The sequence below is a fragment of the Pseudomonas sp. RC10-4-2 genome (assembly GCF_050433085.1).
Lineage (GTDB): Bacteria > Pseudomonadota > Gammaproteobacteria > Pseudomonadales > Pseudomonadaceae > Pseudomonas > Pseudomonas aeruginosa.
The window spans coordinates 680,512-700,319 of the sequence record NZ_JBNPXX010000003.1; the positions used below are offsets into that span (position 1 = coordinate 680,512).

Consider the following 19,808-nt stretch of genomic DNA (forward strand, 5'->3'; position numbering starts at 1 on the left):
TCTGACAGATTCTGTCAATCGCCACGAGCAACTGTCGCGAACCGGTCGGGATCGGTTGGATTCTAGTTCGCTACGGCTGGGAAACGCAGGATATTTTGCCTGGCCGGCAGATATCCCTCCGCCCACTCAGCGCAACCGGTGCTTGTGCAACAGGCGGTAGAAGGTCGGCCGCGACACCCCGAGCATCCGCGCGGCCACGCTGAGGTTGTCGCCGTAACGGGCCAGCGCATCACACATCGCCTGGCGCTCGGCGCAGAGCTTGTAGACCTCCAGGCTGGACAACGGCGGGCCGTCGCCGCGCGCGCATTCCAGGCCGAGGTCCTGGGCCTCGATCTGCTTTCCCTCTGCCAGGACCAACCCGCGACGTACCCGGTTGGCCAGTTCGCGGACATTGCCCGGCCAGGCGTGCATCGCCATCGCCGCCAGCGCGTCCTCGCTGAAGCGGCGCGGGCGGCGGCCGGTCTCCAGGCTGTAGAGCCGGGAGAAATGCTGGGCCAGCAGCGGCAGGTCCTCGCTCCGTTCGCGCAACGGCGCGGTGCCGACCTGCAGGACGTTGAGCCGGTAGTAGAGGTCCTCGCGGAACGTCCCGGCATCGATCGCCGCCTCCAGGTCGACATGGGTCGCCGCCAGCACCCGCACGTCCACCTCGACCGGCCGGCTACCGCCGACCCGCTCGATCTGCTGTTCCTGGAGAAAGCGCAACAGGTTGGCCTGCAACTCCAGCGGCAGGTCGCCGATCTCGTCGAGGAACAGGGTGCCGCCGTCGGCCGCCTCGATCCGCCCGACCTTGCGCTGGTGCGCGCCGGTGAAGGCGCCCTTCTCGTGGCCGAACAGCTCGGACTGGATCAGGTGCTCGGGAATCGCCCCGCAGTTGATCGCGACGAACGGCCTGTCCGCGCGCCGCGACTGCCGGTGCAGGGTACGCGCGACCAGTTCCTTGCCGGTGCCGCTCTCGCCCCGGATCAGTACCGGCGAGTCGGTCGGCGCCAGCTTCGCCAGCAGCCGGCGCAGGTCGCGTACGGCCAGGCTCTCGCCGAGCAGTTCGTGCTCGCCCTCGGCATCGCCGGGCACCGTGCCGCGCCCGCGCAGGCGGGCCATGCCAAAGGCGCGGCCGAGGGTCACCTGCACCCGCGCCATGTCGAACGGCAAGGTATGGAAGTCGAAGAACCATTCGCAGACGAAATCGCCGACGCCATTCACCGGCAGGGTGTCCGGGCTGAGCACGGCGATCCACTCGGTGCCGCTGCGGCTGATCAGGTCCTTCACCGTCTCCGGCCGCTCCAGGTGGAACGGCCGCAGGCGCAGCAGGCCGACGTCGCAGGCGCGTTCGCGCGCCGTTTCCAGCGCGCAGCTGTCCACTGCCCAACCCGCCTCGCGAAGTCCCGGCAACAGGCGCCGGCAATCGTCGCACGGGTCCACCACCAGCAGACGGCGGAGGTTCGATGCATCTGGCATGTGTGCTCCTTTGCGGCGCCAATTCTTTGAACCGTCATAAAAACGGCATGTTGGCGCTCTGAAAGGAAAATCTAGCAATTTTTTGACGCGCGAAAGTGAATCTTTGTTTATATCGCCAATGCCGAAATCGTCTTATCAGTCGTAGCCGCGACGCTTGACTTCCAGGCGCCGGACGAACTCCTCCAGGACCAGCTTGTAGAGGTCGTCGCCGAGATAGACATCTTCCACCCCGCAGTCGATGTTCGGGTTGTCGTTCACCTCGATCACCACCACCTTGTCGCCGGCCTGCTTCAGGTCCACCCCGTAGAGGCCGTCGCCGATCAGATTGGCGGTCTTCACCGCCAGCTCCACCACCTTGCGCGGCGCCTCGTGCACGGGCATGGTGCGAAAATCGCCGCTGACCTCCTCGGCGTCCGGGCTGTGGTCGTAGATCTGCCAGTGGCCCTTGGACATGAAGTACTGGCAGGCGAAGATCGGCTTGCGGTTGAGCACGCCGATACGCCAGTCGTACTCGGTATAGAAGAACTCCTGGGCAAGGATCAGCACCGAGCGCTCGAACAGCTCGGCGCTGGCCGCCAGCAACTGCTCCTGGTCCTCCACCTTGATCACCCCGCGCGAGAAGCTGCCGTCGGGAATCTTCAGCACCAGCGGGAAGCCCAGGCGCTCGCCGACCTTCTCCAGTTCCTGCGGGTTCTCCTTGTAGAGAATCTCCGTGGCCGGCATGCCCAGCTTGTGGCTGCGCAGCAGGTCGGCCAGGTACACCTTGTTGGTGCAGCGCAGGATCGACACCGGGTCGTCCATCACCACCAACCCTTCGCTCTCGGCCTTCTTGGCGAAACGGTAGGTGTGATCGGCGACATTGGTGGTCTCGCGGATGAACAGCGCGTCGTACTCGGCGATCCGCGAATAGTCCTTGCGCTCGATCAGGTCGACGTCGATGCCGAGGCTGCGGCCGACCCGCACGAAGTTCTTCAGCGCCTTGGCGTCGGAGGGCGGGAACGCCTCGCCGGGGTCGTGGAGGATCGCCAGGTCGTAGCGGAACGGCTTGCGCGAACGCGGCTTGCGCCAGATCTGCCGACTGAAGCTGTCCAGGGCGTTGGCGAAGAGGTCTTCCTGGTCCTCGCGCAGCTTGTGGATGGCGCCGGGCTTGATGCCCTCGATGTGCCAGGTGCGGTTGCGCTTGAACTCCACCAGCAGCAACGGGCAGGGAAACGCCTCGAACAGTTGTCGCGCCAGGTCCTGCAGCGGCTCGATATCGGTACGGCCGAAATACAGGGTCAGGGTGAAACCATCGGTGCTGCCGTAGGGGTGCGCGGCCAGGGCCTTGTCCAGGGTGCGATCCAGATCTTCCAGGACCAGGCTGTACAGCGACTTCCTGGCCAGCTCGCTGATCGTCCGCACCGAGGGGATCACCTTGTGCCCGCGCGCCTCTGCGAGCAGCGAGCAGTAGTAGCCATGGCGCAGGTACTTGTAGTGCCGGCACAGGTTGATCACCTGGACCCGCTTGCCAGTGTCGTCGTCGATGGGCAGTTCCAGGTATTCCTGGGCGGTGACCACATCCTCGCTGGGGTAATAGGACGTCCAGTCTTCCTTGCGTTCCACGATGATGAACAGCTTGCTCACGACACCTCCCGGGGTGACAGCGAAACCACGGCGCATTCGGAACCGGCTTGCCGGCGCACGCATCCCGGCCAATACTCGGCGGGAATCCCTTGCGAAACCGCTCTATGGCGCCTGCCAGCAAACCGAAGCGTACAGCACCCATTACAGCACGCCCGCGCGGAAGTTCCCGCCCGCGGCCGTGGAGACCGCTATGAACCTGACCCTCCGCCCGGCCGGTGTGGACGACCTGTCCGCCCTGGTCGAGCTGGAAAACCGCTGCTTCGACTACGATCGCCTGTCCCGCCGCAACTTCCAGTGGATGCTCACCCGCGCCCACGCCAGCCTGACGGTAGCCGAGGGCGACGGCGGCGTGCTCGGCTACGCCCTGGTGCTGTTCCACGAAGGCACCTCGCTGGCCCGCCTCTACTCCATCGCCATCGACCCGCGCGCCCGCGGCATCGGCCTCGGCCAGAAGCTGCTGGAAGCCGCCGAGCAGGCCGCGCGGGACAACGACCGCGCCTACATGCGCCTGGAAGTGCGCCCGGACAACCGTGGCGCCATCGCCCTCTACGAGCGCAACGGCTACCGTCCCTTCGCCACCGTGCGCGACTACTACGAGGACCACAGCGAAGCGCTGCGCTTCGAGAAACGCATCCGCAACCCCGGCCACGACCAGCGCCGCCACGTGCCCTTCTACCGGCAGACCACCGATTTCACCTGCGGCCCGGCCTGCCTGCTGATGGCCATGGGCGCGCTGCAACCGGAACGCCAGTTGACCCGCCGCGAGGAACTGCGCCTGTGGCGCGAGGCGACCACCATCTACATGACCGCCGGGCACGGCGGCTGTAGCCCCCAGGGCCTGGCGCTGGCCGCCTGGCGGCGCGGCTTCCGGGTCAAGCTGGTGCTGTCCGCCAGCGGCCCGCTGTTCCTCGACGGCGTACGCAACGAAGACAAGAAGGCGGTGATGCGCCTGGTCCACGAGGACTTCTGCGAGGAACTGGACGCCTCGGGCGTCGAGCAGAAGCGCTCGGCCAGGCTCGACATCCCGCGCCAGCTGGCTCGGGGCGGCCAGCCGCTGGTGCTGATCAGCAGCTACCGCCTGACCCGCTCCAAGGCCCCGCACTGGGTGCTGGTCACCCACTACGACGAGGACTTCGTCTACCTCCACGATCCCGACGTCGACCACAGCCAGCACCGCCAGCCGCTGGACTGCCAGCACATCCCGGTAAGCCACGCCGAGTTCGACAAGATGAGCCGCTTCGGCCGCAGCAAGCTGCGCGCGGCGGTGATCCTGTTCAACCCGGAATGATCCGCATCGCCCCGCCCTGCGGCGGGGAGATGTTCTCGCCTATCAATCAATTCCATCGATAGTGGCTAGTGAGACTATCCATTTTTCATTCGCCAACGCCGATGTTTACATAGTCGCCAGATCCCCGAATAACCAGAACGGAACTGGAGACGACACCATGAGCTACTCCGCCAAATCCTTCTCGGCCCTGATCAATGCCATGCGCGCCGACGGCATCACCCGCCTGGAACAACTGGCCCGCCAGCCCTTCCGCAACGCCCAGGGCTTCTGGAGCGCGGAGGCGAAGAAATGAAAGCCCTGCTCGACCGCCGTACCGATCCCACCTGGATGCTCTACGCCGCAATCATCGCCTGGCTGGCCTTCTCCGGTCTCTGACCGGCAGGCCACCGGCGCCTCGCCCTGCCGTTCCACGACGCTCCGGCGTCCGCCTTTCTCCGGTGAAATACCGAGCTTTCGTCGCCAACATCGCCAGGCGAGGCCTGCGCAAACGTTTCACCCGTTCGCTGTCAAGAAAACCTTGTCAAAAAAGCTGATAGCAGCTTGCCAATATGCCAACGCCTTGGCATAACGGTGCCAAAAAAAGGCCTACAAGGACGTTCCTGATGCGCACCGTGAAAAAGGCTCTGCTGGTTGTCGGCGTGATCGTGCTGGCGGTCGTCGGGGTGGTGGTCTACTACGTCGCCAATCCCAACCTGCCCCACTACCAGGCGCCGAGCGAGGTACGCTACCTGCCGCAATGGAAGGACGAGGCCCGCCAGCGCTTCTACTACACGCCCCAGGGCACCCTGGTGAAGGGCCTGCACTACGACTGGTTCACCGCCCTCGAACTGCCCTTCTCCGAAGAACCCTTCGCCGCCCCCGAATACCTCGCCCGCTTCGGCTTCCTCGTCGATCCGCAGCAGAAGGCCAGCGACCTCAACCCCGGCAACCTGCCGGTGGGCTTCAGCCAGCACCGCGACGAGAAGACCGGCACCCGCTACCTGGACATCACCTGCGCCGCCTGCCACACCGGCGAACTGCGCTACCAGGGCAAGTCGCTGCGCATCGACGGCGGTGCCGCCATGCATTCCATCGCCGCCACCGTGCCGACCCTGCGCGGCGGCGCCTTCGGCCAGGCGCTCGGCGCGAGCATGGCCGCCACCTACTACAACCCGTTCAAGTTCAACCGCTTCGCCAGGAAAGTCCTCGGCGAACGCTACGAACAGGACAAGTCGCAACTGCGCGCCGACTTCAAGGCCGTGCTCGACACCCTCCTGCGCACCGCCTGGAACGACACCCGCCGCCACCTCTACCCCACCGAGGAAGGCCCCGGCCGCACCGACGCCTTCGGGCGCATCGCCAACAGCGTCTTCGGCGATGCCATCGACCCGAGCAACTACCGCGTCGCCAACGCCCCGGTGAGCTATCCGCAGGTCTGGGACATCTGGAAATTCGACTGGGTGCAATGGAACGGCTCGGCCATGCAGCCGATGGCGCGCAACATCGGCGAGGCCCTCGGCGTCGGCGCGCGCCTGCAGATCTTCGACGAGCACGGCCAGCCGCTGCGGGGCGAGCAGCGCTACGCCTCCAGCGTACGCCTGCACGACCTGCACGCCCTGGAAGAAACCCTGCAACAACTGAAACCGCCGACCTGGCCGGAAGACCTCTTCGGCCGCATCGACCTGCAACGCGCCTCCCAGGGCCGCGCCCTGTTCGAAGCCAACTGCGCCTTCTGCCATGCACCCAAGGTGCAACCGGCGGAATACGCCGCCCCCGGACGCAATCCCGAGTGGCGCATGCACATGGTGCCGACCGAGGTGATCGGCACCGATCCGACCACCGCCGACAACATCGCCGACCACCGCTACGACCTGCGCAAGCTCGGCTGGAGCGTCGACGAACTGGCGCGGATGAACGTCCAGCTGATCGGCGCCGATCCGCAGCAACTCGACCTCTCGCAACTGTCCTCGGCCAAGGGCCTGGCCTACATCACCGCCTTCGTCGAGCAGCGCGCCTACCGGGACGCAGGCATCCCGCCGGAACAGCAGAAGACCATGAACGGCTTCGACCTGCCGATCGGCGTACAGGAACTGCGCGCCTACAAGGCCCGCCCGCTGGACGGCGTCTGGGCGACCCCGCCGTTCCTGCACAACGGCTCGGTGCCCAACCTGTTCCAACTGCTCTCCCCGGCAGCCGAACGCTCGCCGCAGTTCTACGTCGGCACCTTCGAATTCGATCCGAAATTCGTTGGATTCCGCACCGAGAAATTCCCCGGCGGCTTCCTCCTCGACACCCGTCTCACCGGCAACCGCAACAGCGGCCACGAATTCCGCGACGGCTGCCGGCAGAACGGCGTGATCGGCCGCGCCCTCAGCCCGGAAGAACGCTGGGCGCTGGTGGAATACCTGAAGGTGCTCGGCAACCCCGAATTCGAGCGCCGCCTGGTCCCGGCCCAGACCCCACCCTGGACGCCCGGCCCGAAATGCCCGGCGCCGGAGCAACGGACCGCGCAACGCTGAACCTGGGAAATGGAGAAGCGCGAGGCATGGCGCCGCCGCCCCTCTCCACCCCGAGCAGCCCCTCTCCCTTCAGGGGGGACGCCTAGCCAGAGGACGGGGAGAAGCAATCGTGGCGCACTCCCCGCCCAAGAAGAATAAAAGCCCACAGCCAACGCACACCACCAAGGACACCCACTCCATGCGCGCACTCCTCACCCACGCCTGGCTGTTCCTCGGCAAATGGCTCGGCCGCCTGCTCCTCCTCCTGCTGGCCGTCGGCCTCGGCGGCTGGGCCATCGGCAGCCTCTACTACGCCTGGAAATTCTCCGGCCCGGTGTCCGCGGAAGAGCAGATCGCCCCGGACGAAGCCCGCATCACCCAGGCGATCATCCAGGACGCCATCCGCGTGGTCGAACAGCACCGCGACAACACCCGCGTCCTGCGCGATGCCCACGCCAAGGCCCACGGCTGCGTGAAGGCCGAGTTCAAGGTACGCGCCGACCTCGACCCGACCCTGCGTCGCGGCGTGTTCGCCGAACCGGGCAAAAGCTGGAACGCCTGGGTGCGCTTCTCCAACGGCAACGCCTACCCGCAGTTCGACAGCAAGAACGACGCGCGCGGCATGGCCATCAAGCTGCTCGACGTGCCCGGCGAAAAACTCCTGCCCGGCCGCGGCCATGACGGCGAGCAGGACTTCGTCATGTTCAACCAGCCGGTGTTCTTCATCCGCGACATCGCCGAATACCGGCAAAACTTCGCCGCCCAGGCCGACGGCAAGAAAGCCCTGGCCTTCTTCCCCAACTGGAACCCCGCCAGCTGGGAACTGCGCCACCTGCTGATCGCCCTGCGCACCCTCGCCCCCGCCCCGGACAGCCCGCTGCACGCCGGCTACAACGGCATCTCGCCGTACAAGCTGGGCGAACACAACATCAAGTTCCGCGTCGTCCCCGCCCCGGAGAAGTGCCCGGCCTACCAGCTACCGAAGCAGAACCAGGACCTGCCCAACTTCCTCCGCGCCGCCCTGTACCAGCAACTCTCCATCGACCGCACCCCCGCCTGCTACGCCTTCCAGGTGCAGCGCCAGGACCCGGCCAAGTACATGCCCATCGAAGATACCAGCGTCGAATGGAAGGAGTCGGACGCGCCCTTCGCTACCATAGCCGACATCATTGTGCCAGCTCAGGATTTTGATAGCCGGGAACAGAACCTGTTCTGTGACAACCTCTCGTTCAACCCCTGGCACGCGCTGCCGGAGCATCGGCCGATCGGCGGGATCAACCGGTTGCGGAAGGCGGTTTACGAGGCGGTCAGTGGGTATAGGTTGGGGAGGAATGGGTGAGGGTTTAGGGGGAGGAATGCTTGGTGTTACGTTGATCGGGAATGGCCGGAATCGGCCAGAAGCGGACACCCACGACTGGGGGGAGGCTAGGCAAAGACGGACTCTATGGCGATTGGACAAAAGCGTCTGCATTCAAGTGCTGCTGGCCGTCGTAGAACGAACTCAATTAAGACAGATTCAATGATATATATCGAGAATCATTCACACATAACCCATGTGTAGCAATACAACATAAAAATACAAAATATTCAGCCAGCGGATATTTAACCAAAACTACAGCAATTACCTCGGAACTCACTAAACCCGCCTACTTCCATATGTGAATTCTTGCAGACCAGCAAGAATGCCATATCTTTTTTCTAGCTCCTTAGCGATCTGCTGCATCTTAGGAGTCCACACCTCACCGTCGGCCACTCGAAAAATTCGAGAAGTACGTGTAGACGCCATATTTGGCAAACATATACCAAATATTCTTGTTGCACTTCTAAATTTTGCCTGAGCCACAAGCATATACTCACCTAGATGCCTTAGAAGATTATGTTCAAGCTCCTCATCCGAAATAGAGCTTGGCACCTCAGGGTAAATGAGCCACACATAGATGAGACCCGCGACGTCAAGTGATGAAGAAATATTGCACCAGAAAGTCCTAGGGTCTTCATTAATTACATCGTGCAGTGCCGCAGCGATAAGCTGACGACCAACTCGTGACTCTGATGCCATCAGTCGAAAGTGTTCCTCATGGTACGAGATAGCCTGATCTTGACCAATCAAAAGAGCACCCTTTCGATATTCATGCGCTATATGTTCTATTAGTTGATCGATAATGTATGAAAAATTACGAATCTTGGCACGAGCCCGCAGTTCATCGCTTTTTACGTATGCCGTCCAAATACCCGACCTGACAACATGTACATCGCTCTCAATTGGAAAAGATTCATGAGGAATCCGAAATTGGCGATTTCCTTTTTGACTCAGCATATAGGCCGCTACTAAGTTCTCCTCCCCCTCTATCAGAAAGCCTGTATCACCGAGAAATGCTTCTTGCTTTCTCTCAAGGTAATCAATTAAGTCTCGCGCAGTATCAAAGCAGTCAAAAATTGCATTGAGCGCAGACTTGCTAATAACATGCACAAATTCGGGGTAATTGACACCTACCGTCAGCTGGAGTTGATCATCTGAACAGCGTGTGTCAATGCGAAGACCAGGGCACCCAAAGGTGCTCGCACAAATTTTTTCAGTACCATTCGCAATGGCAACAAGATGGAAGCGAGCTTCATCGACCCTAGGTAGTCTCAGCGGGAACGGGGCTGATGCGTTTGCGTCACTATATATCGAATCAGGTGACTTCCTTATCTGGCCCAGAGCCCCCCGAAGTTGGCGGATGCTACCCGCTACAGCTTTTCTGTACCATCTCTTCCAAGCTACGTCCCTTCTAGCCGACTCATCAAAATTAATGAGCTTATCTGACATTATTATCACGTCATTTCCAAAAACCACTAGCACATCACAAAGCTCTTTGCCTTTGGTATAGTATGGATTCTGATACGCCCACATCGATAAAAACGTCTTACGAGTAAGCTCACCTAGTCGTGCCTCGGATGAATTTATATTCATTCAAATCCTCATCCACGTTAATGCTGCCAAAATATGATTATCTAAAATAAAACTCGGAACTCTATTTACTGCTTTAGTCTTGACTCTTCCAGAATAGATTCTGACGGCCTGGGTTTGGCCGATTATTCCCTATCACGAATAACTGTCATCGGCAGTTTTTTGCCATTTACGAGCATCCGATTTCGGCCAAAAGCGGCCTCTGGCGAAAGGCCTAGTCGGTTAGGAAGGCTCGCGCCTATAGTTTCGCTACGAGGCCAGAACTATCCACACTACTAGGGGCATGACAACGGTATGGCTACAACCCCGACCAGCTCTGCCGAAAGGCCGAATTTTCAATGCGCGCACCACCATTTAACGACGATCAGACCTACGCCCGACTCTCATCCAGAGAATAACCCAGTGAATAGTCGAAATCGTCAACATCGAGTGTCACCGCAACGGGTTGATCAACTGCTTGGCCTTGACATACCTGTCATCCATCAGTCCCAGTATTTACTGGCAGGATCATTAGAAAACCCAGTTACAAGTCGAAATTACATAGTGAGTACGCGCCAAAACGCCCCAAATCCCTCCTTCAACTCACTCATCGACGCAGCAGCGATCACTACCTGAAGGGCAGCGAGGAACACAACGAGATACGTCATTCTCCGTTGATACACGAGATTCTCAGCAGAAACCTTCTCACTACAAATCTGTTTCATTACCGCAACATCTTCATTTAGACCTCTAAAGTCTTTTAAGTGACGAACAACCAACTCCCGCATACGGGCAGCAGACTTATCTCTAACCTTGTACATATAGAGGCTATCATCGCTTTCAAGTATCTCTGCTATGCGAACAGCCTCCATCAATTCAATGCTTGCATCATACAGGCGACTGTAGTTCTTGCCTGGGCTATTGAGGCCTGACACAATGACCTTACTATAGGCCTTGACAGTTTCGTCAAATTTTCGTCTCAGCAGGAATAATAATTGAAAAATATGAATGGAATTCTCAACTGATGCGAAGACCCTATCACGAGGGATATGCTTTCTGTTTCCTTGTTCATCGACAGCAGGCACAGAGTAAATAGCGAGATACGGAATTTTTGCACGCTTCAGCGTATTCGATGTGATCAAAAACTCCTTATCACCTTTTTCCCCCAGAATAAGGCTAGCACTGGAGGCGCAGGTGTCTATCACATGCCTGCCAGCAGCAGCGTTTCCTCTGAAAAAATTCGGAAGATCAAGATCAAAGTAAGTGCAATCATTATTATTGTATGCATCCAGGGTATAGACTCCTTCATGCTCTTTTTTAATGCCCAGGCGCGCGCGAACTATTTTTTCCAGCCGTGTTATTTCCTGGTGAAGCTTGTCGATGTTGCTAACAATTCTATCCTCGCTTTTATTTAAACGCCCAGGGAGGGTAGCGGCGGAAAAGTTGTGCCTAAAAGGATTGCAGGTCTCATAATTTATGGAACTGAGGGAGATATCCTCAACTGACACGCGCTGCAGTAGCGTTGCTGCTGCATCGGTTAAATACCAGTGTGTAGATAAAAAGTAATAGCCGCCTTTAAGCTCAACTACAGACAGGAAACAGTGTGTGACCCATTGACTATTAGCATTAATACGCCGACTTCCCGGTATCTTCTGACCATCAATGGTGTCCTGAAAAAAAAGTCTATCCAAACTCACCTCACGAGAGGCAATCGGATTGATCTCTATACGATCTTTCTCCCAGGTGTTATTCCTTTCCCCCCAGCGTATCGCCTTAACGGCATCGGACATAGACAAAGGTTGCAAATGCTGAACCCCCGTAAAGGTCCAGTCGTACTGAGGGAACAGCAAACTGTAGTGAGAAATACACTCTGAACTCTGAACAAAAGTATTATTCCTAATTTCATCCAGATTCCTAAAGTAGCCCTCACTAGCAAGTCTCATTCGAACAGAAAATAAACGCGGTACCTTTTTAACGACATGACATATTACACCCATCATAAAGTTGGTATAACCACCCAAAAAGCACCTCCCCGTTGTTATGCGAATTGCTATATAAGCACAACCGTTTTTCATGCTTTTGCAAGCAACATCAACACGGCCGCTCCCAGTTGTTATGCACCCAGTGGCAGCAGTGAAGCAGCGCGCCTTCATGATGGTGACATACTTCGGCTATCTGGTCGCAGCGTTTGCCAATATGCCGCCCAAAGGGGTCGTCGCGATAGGGCCAGTGTTCGCCGGGCGGCGTATCCACCATCCTGATAACGACTGCCCCCGAACTAGTGCCACACCAGCGGCCGGTAGCCCGGCTGTACCACCCGTTTTTATATCTGCCGCCCAGCCTTACCGCAATGGTAGTGAGACTATGGCCGCTTTTGGCCGACTGCTGCCTCTGACGAGAGATAGCTGCCGTCCTATAGCGCTCCTTGGGAGAGAGTAGCTAGCGAAGAAGCTTGACTATCCTCGGCCATCACGACCATCTGCCTATTGCAGATGGTCGTGATGGCCTTTTAGGCTGTATTTTCCCGCCCCCAGTAATTTCTAGAGATCCGCGATGGGCCAGTACCAAGGAATGCGATGGTTCAAAGCTGACTTTCAGGTTCAGACACCGGAAGACAGCAAGCACTGGAGCGACACCGAGCTCCGACTAGGCAATCCTCGCAGACCAAAGGATGGAGGTATCCCCGACGAGAGCGAAATAAGCAGCACGGCGCAGGCTTTCCTCAGAAGGTGCCATGAGCTCGAGCTGCAGATCATCGGCATCACTGACCACAACTTTTCTGGCCAGACTGACCCGAGAGATTGGTTCCTGACTCATCTGATCGAGCAGAACAAGTCAGTCGCCGCAGCGCTGGGGCGCGAAATGATCCACATCCTGCCAGGCTTTGAAGTTGATATCGGTTATCACGTGCTTTGCCTGTTCGAGCCCGTCAAGAAGTCCAGCGATCTCGAGCGTGTAAACAAAGTGCTCATTCAGCTGGGCCTGCCTGAATCGCAACGGTTTGAAAGAGGCTTGCCGACGCCGCTAAGACGAGAAGACTCTCCAATCAGCTTGGCGAAGCTGTTGAAAATCGTGCAGGACGACAATGACGGCATCGTGATTGCCGCCCACGCCGATCAAGAGGACGGCCTGCTTCAGCGTCCCAACAACCGCCCCGATTACCAGTTGCCTGATCTCTTGGCACTGGAGGTTACTCAGTACCCGTTGGGGCAGAAAATATCGGACATCTTGACTGGCAAAAATAGAGACTGGTCTCGCCCTGGAAAGCAGCCGGCCTACGTGCAGTCCTCAGACGCAAAGTCGCTGAAAGTGGATGAGCAAGGAAACCCTAAGCCCAACTCTTTGGGCTACCGCCACACCTGGGTCAAATGCTCGCGTCCGTCCATCGCTGCGCTCAAGCAGGCCTTCCTCGATTCCGATTCGAGGATCAGCTTGCAGAAGGCGAGTCCCAGCGAGAGTGAGACTTTTCCGCGGATCGTCTCGATAACGGTGAAAGGGCTGAGGTACCTGGAAGACCAGAAAGTCAATTTTTCACGCAATCTCAATACGCTAATTGGCGCCCGCGGTACCGGGAAATCGACCATCCTTGAGCTTTTGCGCATCATGTTTGCCCGAGACGAGGCGGACGCTATTTCAGAGAAGGCGAAGCTCAAGGCCCAACGAGCAAGGCAGACCTTCACTCCTGACACCGAGATTCTGGTTGAGTGGGAAGGCATTCCGGGCCAGGTCGACGTGCTGCGCTACTCGCCTGGCGATGACCTGTCGCTGATATTAGGGACTGCACACGATCTCTCGGCGTACCTGCGCCATCTGCCTATTCAGTTCTACAGCCAGCAACAGTTGAGTGAGCTCACCGCTCCAGGCGGGCAATCTCAGTTGCTGGAACTGATCGACGAGATTTGCGCAGCTGAGCTCGAAAAGCTTCAAGGCGAGGAGCGTACAGTTGCTGCTGACATCAAGCGACTGTTCGCCGCACAGGACCAGATGCGCGCTATCGAGCACGAACTCGACGGCTTGAAGCAAGAGATCGTCGAGGTCGATCGACAGTGGCAAGCGCGCAAGGACGTTCAGGGTGAGGCGGCAGCCTACCAGCGCGCTACCCACGCTAAGCGCTACTTCCAGAATCTAAGCGATGGCTTCGAAAAGGATGTCAGTGCAGTCGAGAACGCTCTGGAAAGTCTCGCTCCTGCGGAAGGCTCTCCAGCTGCAGTTACTGAGGCTTGGCCACATGCTGACTGGTTCACCGAGCAGACAGCCAAGGTAGCTACACGCCGAGCGATCTATCAGCAGAAGCTGGATGCGCTGCTCACCGAGATGCGGAACGATTTTGCCACTCTGTTCTCCGAGAATCGGCAGTGGCGTGAGATATCAGTGGATCTGGACGCTGCGCACTCCAACTTCATTACGGCATGCGCGGCAAAAGGTGTTCAGCCTAGCGATGTCAGCCGCCTTCAAGATCTGGATCGGACCAGGCAAGCCAAGCAACGCAGCCTGGAAGACAAAGAGCTGCAGTGGAAGGCGCTGGAGAAGACCTCCCAGGAATTGGAACAATCGCTGAATCGGCTTTTCGATATCTGGGCGGAGCAGTGCAGGCTGCGCCAGCAGACCGCATTGGAAATTACGGAGAAAACTAAAAAAACCATTCGCGTCACCATCACCCCCATGGCCAACAGATTGGCGTTCATGTTGCTCTGGGGGACTTTGGAGCCCGACCGCCGATCGCGGGTTGGGAGAGATTGGGACGGGATCGGCGAGTATTTGTTCAGCAGCTTTCTAGCCTCTCCTTCTCCTCGGAAGCCCAGTCCCTGGGAGTACATAGATTGGGTGATGGAGGACACCTCCAGGTTGCCGAGCATCCTGCAGCAATTCAAAACAGATCTGCCCCCTTACCTGACAACTGTTCAGGAGAAATGGCGCACGCTGCGTGTATCACGAGTACCAGACCTCATCGACATTGAGCTCTACCGGCAAGATCACACACTCATTGGCAGCGTTGAGGGCAACCAGCTATCCGAGGGGCAGCGCAACACCGCGATTCTCAATCTATTGCTGGTCCGAGGGGACGGCCCGATAGTCATCGACCAACCGGAAGACGAGGTCGACACCAGCTTCATCTACAAGGATCTGGTTCCGCTACTGAGGCAGTCCAAAACTCAGCGCCAGCTTATTCTGGCAACCCATAACGCCAACCTACCAGTCAACGCGGACAGCGAATTTGTCTACGCGCTGATGTCCGAAGGTGGGAAGGGGCGCGTCTTGGCGCAAGGTGGCACGGACCTCAAGCAAACTGCCGCGGCTATCCTCGACATCATGGAAGGATCGGAGGAAGCGTTTAAGAGGCGATTCGAGAAGTACCACTTCTAAGTAGTCCTCGAAACAGGTTGGGGGCGGAGGTGGTGGTCAGGGCCGCTCTGTCTGCCGGACGGACGATACCGTGTTTTTCGATTCGCCAATTCCGCCATGAGATACAACCCCATGCTGAATGCATGAGCGAAAGTCTGTCTCTGGCCTTAAACCTCTTTTGGGAGTGGCCGCTACTGGCCGTATACAGCCCTTCCCTCCCTAAGCCATAGCGCTTTCCCATATCTGAACGGCACACCTATTGCCACCCGCAGAACCACAACCTCCCCCACTGCTAATCGCAATAGCTGCGGCTTGAGTAGTGCGGATTCGTTTTTTGGAATCTGGTGTTGGCGGTCCTCACCCCAACCCTCTCCCGCACACGGGAGAGAGCGCCGGGCGTGCCTTGTGGGTCGAGCGCCTCGCTCGGGCGCAGCCTGGAACGATGTCTCCCCTCCCCTAGGCCCCGGGTATCTGGAATTCGGCCCCCAGCCCAGGCAACCAGAAGCACCGGAAACGCGCCCTGAATGATTTCAGATTCGCGCCGAAACCTTCGAAAGCCGTTTCCTCGCACCCGAAAGCCGCCGAGGCTGCCCTGCGGCTTTCGCTGCGCAACGGCTAGTCGCCTACTTGCACCGGTCGCTCAGCCTGACCAGCGATGCGCCGTACACCGCGTCGTCTTCGGAGGCGAAGATCGCGTCGCCTTCGACGGAGGCGCCCGGCTTGAGGGTATCGGCGGTGAGTTCCTCGTCCACGGTATCCAGCCTGAAGGACTGGCCGGCGGCGGACTGCGCCACCAGGCAGCTGTTCTTCAGGCTGATCTCGCTCTTCGCCGCATTCACCAGGCGGACCTTGAAGGCCTGGGTGCGGAAGTGCTTGTCGCCGACGGATACGCTGCCCTTGTCGCCCTGGTGGGCGAAGACCATCACTGCATCCGGCGCGGCGGCGAAGCCGAGGGAAGGAGCGGCCAGCAGGCCGGCCAGGGTCAGGGCCATTGCGTTCTTCATACTGATTTCCTTTGGCAAAGACTGAACGACCCGGTGATTTTCCGTGGGTCTTTTCGCCGCGATCAAGCGCAGTGCCAAGGAATGCGGGGCGCCTCGTGTTCTGCAAGTCGGAGGGTTTCCAGCGGAACTTTTCCCGCAACCGTGCTTCCAGGCGAAAACCGCTCGCTACGCGGAACGCCGGTCTTCCAACCCACACGATCCTCGCGCCCGCCAGGTTGCCCTCGAACGCTTGCAACCACAGGCCGGACGCTCGGCCCAGGCGATGGCCCAATGGGCGCCGGGCAGGTCCGCTTCGGCGTGGCCGCGATGCAACAAGTGCGCCTGGACCGGCATCGCGGTAGCGCTCGGCGAGGGCGCCACCGAGGCTGTCGGCGGCATGTCGTGTTCGACTCCGTTGCGGGTGGCGAGCGGGGCCTGCGATCTTCCCTTGGGGGAGAGTCCAGCCCGGCGACCCGGCAGGTGACCGCCAAGCCGCTTGCGCAGGCTGCCGGGCTCAGCCGAGCAACTTGTCGACGGTCAGCGGGAAGTCGCGCAGGCGGCGGCCGGTGGCGTGGTACACGGCATTCGCCACTGCGGCGGCGACGCCGACGATGCCTATTTCGCCGACGCCCTTGGAGCCCAGTTCGTTAACGATATCGTCGGGTTCGTCAACGAAGATCACCTCGATATCGCCAATATCGGCGTTAACCGGGATGTGGTACTCGGCGAGGTTGTGGTTCATGCAGCGGCCCAGCGCATGGTCGACCTGGGTTTCCTCCTGCAAGGCCATGCCCAGGCCCCAGACCACCCCGCCGAGTATCTGGCTGCGAGCGGTCTTCGGGTTGATCACCCGCCCCGCCGCGACCGCGCTGACCACCCGGCTCACACGCAGGGTACCGAGGGCTTCGTCGATCCGCACCTCGACGAATACCGCCGAATGGGTCGCGGTGGCGTAGCCTTTGCGCCGCGCCGAGGGTTCAGCTTCCACCTCCACCTGCAACGCGTCTTCCGGCAGCCCTTGCAGCAGGTCGGCCAGGGCGTATCGCGTATCGCCCGCTTCCAGATGGCCACGGCATATGCGGAAGCGTTCTTCGGCGGTGCCGGCCAGCTCCGGATGGCGGGCCCTGGCATGGGCGACCAGGGCCTGGCGCAGGCGCAGGCAGGCCAGGCGGACGGCGGAACCGACCGACGAGACGGTGAACGAGCCGCCCTGCAATGGAGCCTTGGGCAACGCACTGTCGCCAAGCTGGAAGCGCACCTCTTCCGGCGCCATGCCAGCGGCGTCGGCGGCGATCTGGGTCATCACCGTGTAGGTGCCGGTGCCGATATCCGTGGTCGCGCTGGCCACCCGCAGCAGGCCGTCCGCCTCCAGCCGCGCCCTCGCGCTGGCCTTGCTCTGCATGGCCTCCCAGACGCCGCCGGCCATGCCCCAGCCGAGCAACTGGCGCCCTTCGCTCATGCTCCGTGGCCGTGGGTCGCGGGCCTGCCAACCGAAGCGCCGGGCGCCCTCCTCGTAGCAGGCCAGCAGCGCCTTGCTGGAGTACGGCTTGTCCTCGTTGCCGTTGCGCTCGGCGAAGTTGAACCGGCGCAGCGCGATGGGGTCCATGCCGAGCCGCACCGCCAGTTCGTCCATCGCGCATTCCAGCCCGATCAGTCCCAGCGCCGCGCCGGGGGCGCGCATGTCCAGCGGGGTATAGACGTCCAGCGGCACCAGACGGTAGGCCAGGGAAAGGTTCTCGCAGCGATAGAGCATGCCGCTCCACTCCACCACGTGCTCGGTGAAGTCTTCGAAGCGCGAGGTCTGCGCTGTCGCCTGGTGGCCCAGCGCAAGCAGGCGCCCCTCGGCATCGGCGCCCAGTTGCAGGCGCTGCAGGGTGCGCGGCCGGTAGCCGAAGGTGAACATCTGCTGGCGGGTCAGCACTACGCGCACCGACCGCCGCAGTTGCAGCGCCGCCATCACCGCCAGGGCCAACTGGTATTGCGGACGCAGGCCGGAGCCGAAGGCGCCGCCGACGTAGGCGGCACAGACCCTTACCTTGTCGGCGGGCAGGCCGAAGACCTTTTGCAGGTAGGCCTGGCTGTTCTGCGTCCCCTGGGTCTTGTCGTGCACCAGCAGGCTGCCGTCGGGCTGGACGATGACCGTGGACGCGTGCGGTTCCATGGGATTGTGGTGCTCGATCGGCGTGCTGTAGCTGGCCTCGACCCGAATCGGCGCGGCGCGGTAGGCGGTGTAGAAATCGCCGCGCTCGGCGGGCAGTTGGGCGGGAGCCTCATGGGCCTGGTCGAGGGCGGCCAGCAGGTCGGTCTGGTGCGGCTCGGGCTCGATATCGATGCGCAGCAGCGAGCCCGCGTAGCGGGCCAGTTCCAGGCTCCGTGCCAGGACCAGGGCAAGGGGCTGGCCGCTGTACAGGACGCGGTCGTCGAACAGTGGGCGGAAGGGTTCGCCTTCGGCGGCATCGGCGTCCTTGTAGGGCTCGTCGTCGCCCGCCATCGGCGGCCGGTTCAGGTGATGCAGTACCGCGACCACCCCGGGTACCGCCAGGGCCGCCGCACAGTCGATGCCGCGCACCCGGCCGCGGGCGACGTCGCTACTGACCACGCTGCCGTGGAGCAGGTCGGCGGCAGGATATTCGGCGGCGTAGCGAGCCTGGCCGGTGACCTTGGCTGGCCCGTCGACGCGATCCAGGGCTTGCCCGGTGCTGTGTGGCAGGCTGCTCATTGGCCGATCCCTCCCGAGTGGGCTTCTTCCAGTGCGCGAACGATGGCGTTGCGCGCCAATCCGATCTTGAAGGCGTTGTGGGCCAGCGGCCTGGCGTCACGCAGCAGCGCTTCGGCGAAGCGGACATAGCTGTCCCGGTTCGCCGGGTGGCCCCTGAAACGTTCCTCCAGCTCTGCGACGCGCCATGGCTTGTGGGCCACGCCGCCGAGCGCCAGGCGCAGTTCGCCAATGCGCTCGCCGTCCGGTTCCAGGGCCGCCGCCACCGAGACCAGGGCGAAGGCGTAGGAGGCCCGGTCGCGCACCTTCAGGTAGTGGCAATGCCGGGCGAAGCGCGGTGCTGGCAGCTCGATGGCGGTGACCAGTTCGTCGACGGCCAGGCAGTTGTCGCGCTCGGGCGTGTCTGCCGGCAGGCGATGGAAGTCGGCGAAAGCGACCCGCCGCTCGCCAGCGCGGCCGCGCACCAGTACCTGAGCCTCCAGCGCCGCCAGCGCCACGCACAGGTCGGATGGATGTACCGCCACGCAGTGTTCGCTGGCGCCGAGGATCGCATGGTTGCGGTTCAGCCCGCTGCGCGCGGGGCATCCGCTGCCCGGCTCGCGCTTGTTGCATGGCGTGCCGGTGTCGTAGAAATACTGGCAGCGGGTACGCTGCAACAGGTTGCCGCCTGTGCTGGCCATGTTGCGCAACTGCGGCGAGGCGCCGGCGAGGATCGCCTGGGCTAGCAAGGGATAGTCCGCCTCCACGGCGAGATTCCAGGCCAGTTCGGCGTTGCTGACCAGGGCTCCGACCAGCAGGCCGCCGGTGGGCGTCCGGCGGATGTCGCGCAGCGGGAGGCCGGTGATGTCGATGAGTCGCCGGGGCCTGGCAACGTTTTCCTTCATCAGGTCGAGCAGGTTGGTGCCGCCGGCGATGTAGCGCGACTCCGGGCCGGCGAGGCCCAGCGCCTGCTCGATGTCGGCCGGCTTGGCATAGGCGAAGGGCGTCATGCGCG

At 60.9% G+C, this 19,808-nt stretch carries 12 protein-coding genes; 5 read left to right on the forward strand and 7 right to left on the reverse strand.

Features of this window, described 5'->3' with window-relative positions; genetic code table 11:
- Nucleotides 1–126 precede the first annotated feature (126 nt).
- Both FHW81_RS18610 and FHW81_RS18615 read right to left on the reverse strand, forming a co-directional pair.
- The gene (locus FHW81_RS18610; protein ID WP_003102344.1) at nucleotides 127–1,455 is read right to left on the reverse strand and encodes a sigma-54 dependent transcriptional regulator; all 1,329 of its coding nucleotides are present in this window, start codon (nucleotides 1,453–1,455) and stop codon (nucleotides 127–129) included.
- 135 nt (nucleotides 1,456–1,590) lie between these two features.
- Nucleotides 1,591–3,078 (reverse strand): RimK family protein, encoded by a 1,488-nt coding sequence (locus tag FHW81_RS18615; protein ID WP_003088294.1) that lies wholly within the window; start codon nucleotides 3,076–3,078, stop codon nucleotides 1,591–1,593.
- Nucleotides 3,079–3,268: 190 nt separating this feature from the next.
- Between FHW81_RS18615 and FHW81_RS18620 the strand changes: the two genes are divergently transcribed.
- From FHW81_RS18620 to FHW81_RS18635, 4 genes are all read left to right on the forward strand, one after another.
- Complete coding sequence (locus FHW81_RS18620) at nucleotides 3,269–4,366, forward strand: GNAT family N-acetyltransferase/peptidase C39 family protein (RefSeq protein WP_003121988.1); 1,098 nt, start codon at nucleotides 3,269–3,271, stop codon at nucleotides 4,364–4,366.
- 157 nt (nucleotides 4,367–4,523) lie between these two features.
- The gene (locus FHW81_RS18625; protein ID WP_003088290.1) at nucleotides 4,524–4,658 is read left to right on the forward strand and encodes a hypothetical protein; all 135 of its coding nucleotides are present in this window, start codon (nucleotides 4,524–4,526) and stop codon (nucleotides 4,656–4,658) included.
- Between the two features lie 310 nt (nucleotides 4,659–4,968).
- Nucleotides 4,969–6,864 carry a di-heme-cytochrome C peroxidase gene (locus tag FHW81_RS18630; protein ID WP_003111268.1) on the forward strand — a complete coding sequence of 632 codons (1,896 nt, stop codon included), beginning with the start codon at nucleotides 4,969–4,971 and terminating at the stop codon, nucleotides 6,862–6,864.
- Nucleotides 6,865–7,042: 178 nt separating this feature from the next.
- Nucleotides 7,043–8,182 carry a catalase family protein gene (locus tag FHW81_RS18635; RefSeq protein WP_003144436.1) on the forward strand — a complete coding sequence of 380 codons (1,140 nt, stop codon included), beginning with the start codon at nucleotides 7,043–7,045 and terminating at the stop codon, nucleotides 8,180–8,182.
- 297 nt (nucleotides 8,183–8,479) lie between these two features.
- Here FHW81_RS18635 and FHW81_RS18640 read toward each other — a convergent pair whose 3' ends face one another.
- On the reverse strand, nucleotides 8,480–9,796 hold the full coding sequence (locus FHW81_RS18640; protein ID WP_023091391.1) for a hypothetical protein: 1,317 nt from the start codon (nucleotides 9,794–9,796) through the stop codon (nucleotides 8,480–8,482).
- 533 nt (nucleotides 9,797–10,329) lie between these two features.
- Entirely contained in the window at nucleotides 10,330–11,793 is a 1,464-nt protein-coding gene (locus FHW81_RS18645; protein WP_023091392.1) for a hypothetical protein, read from the reverse strand.
- A 532-nt stretch (nucleotides 11,794–12,325) separates the two neighbouring features.
- Here FHW81_RS18645 and FHW81_RS18650 point away from each other — a divergent pair.
- On the forward strand, nucleotides 12,326–15,136 hold the full coding sequence (locus tag FHW81_RS18650; protein WP_023091393.1) for a TrlF family AAA-like ATPase: 2,811 nt from the start codon (nucleotides 12,326–12,328) through the stop codon (nucleotides 15,134–15,136).
- Between the two features lie 602 nt (nucleotides 15,137–15,738).
- Here FHW81_RS18650 and FHW81_RS18655 read toward each other — a convergent pair.
- The 3 genes from FHW81_RS18655 to FHW81_RS18665 all read right to left on the reverse strand — a co-directional run bounded on the left by FHW81_RS18655 (nucleotide 15,739) and on the right by FHW81_RS18665 (nucleotide 19,803).
- Nucleotides 15,739–16,119, reverse strand: coding sequence for a DUF4354 family protein (locus FHW81_RS18655; protein WP_003088277.1), 381 nt, complete (start codon nucleotides 16,117–16,119; stop codon nucleotides 15,739–15,741).
- Between the two features lie 493 nt (nucleotides 16,120–16,612).
- Nucleotides 16,613–18,817 carry a xanthine dehydrogenase family protein molybdopterin-binding subunit gene (locus tag FHW81_RS18660; protein WP_016263568.1) on the reverse strand — a complete coding sequence of 735 codons (2,205 nt, stop codon included), beginning with the start codon at nucleotides 18,815–18,817 and terminating at the stop codon, nucleotides 16,613–16,615.
- The gene (locus tag FHW81_RS18665; protein ID WP_023091395.1) at nucleotides 18,814–19,803 is read right to left on the reverse strand and encodes an FAD binding domain-containing protein; all 990 of its coding nucleotides are present in this window, start codon (nucleotides 19,801–19,803) and stop codon (nucleotides 18,814–18,816) included. Before FHW81_RS18665 ends, FHW81_RS18660 begins: the two co-directional genes overlap by 4 nt.
- Between the last annotated feature and the right edge of the window lie 5 nt (nucleotides 19,804–19,808).

Bases quoted from the DNA above. Each gene is read 5' to 3' on its own strand.
- FHW81_RS18610 (WP_003102344.1), bottom strand. From the start codon at position 1,455: ATGCCAGATGCATCGAACCTCCGCCGTCTGCTGGTGGTGGACCCGTGC.
- FHW81_RS18620 (WP_003121988.1), top strand. From the start codon at position 3,269: ATGAACCTGACCCTCCGCCCGGCCGGTGTGGACGACCTGTCCGCCCTG.
- FHW81_RS18625 (WP_003088290.1), top strand. From the start codon at position 4,524: ATGAGCTACTCCGCCAAATCCTTCTCGGCCCTGATCAATGCCATGCGC.
- FHW81_RS18630 (WP_003111268.1), top strand. From the start codon at position 4,969: ATGCGCACCGTGAAAAAGGCTCTGCTGGTTGTCGGCGTGATCGTGCTG.
- FHW81_RS18635 (WP_003144436.1), top strand. From the start codon at position 7,043: ATGCGCGCACTCCTCACCCACGCCTGGCTGTTCCTCGGCAAATGGCTC.
- FHW81_RS18640 (WP_023091391.1), bottom strand. From the start codon at position 9,796: ATGAATATAAATTCATCCGAGGCACGACTAGGTGAGCTTACTCGTAAG.
- FHW81_RS18650 (WP_023091393.1), top strand. From the start codon at position 12,326: ATGGGCCAGTACCAAGGAATGCGATGGTTCAAAGCTGACTTTCAGGTT.
- FHW81_RS18655 (WP_003088277.1), bottom strand. From the start codon at position 16,119: ATGAAGAACGCAATGGCCCTGACCCTGGCCGGCCTGCTGGCCGCTCCT.
- FHW81_RS18660 (WP_016263568.1), bottom strand. From the start codon at position 18,817: ATGAGCAGCCTGCCACACAGCACCGGGCAAGCCCTGGATCGCGTCGAC.
- FHW81_RS18665 (WP_023091395.1), bottom strand. From the start codon at position 19,803: ATGACGCCCTTCGCCTATGCCAAGCCGGCCGACATCGAGCAGGCGCTG.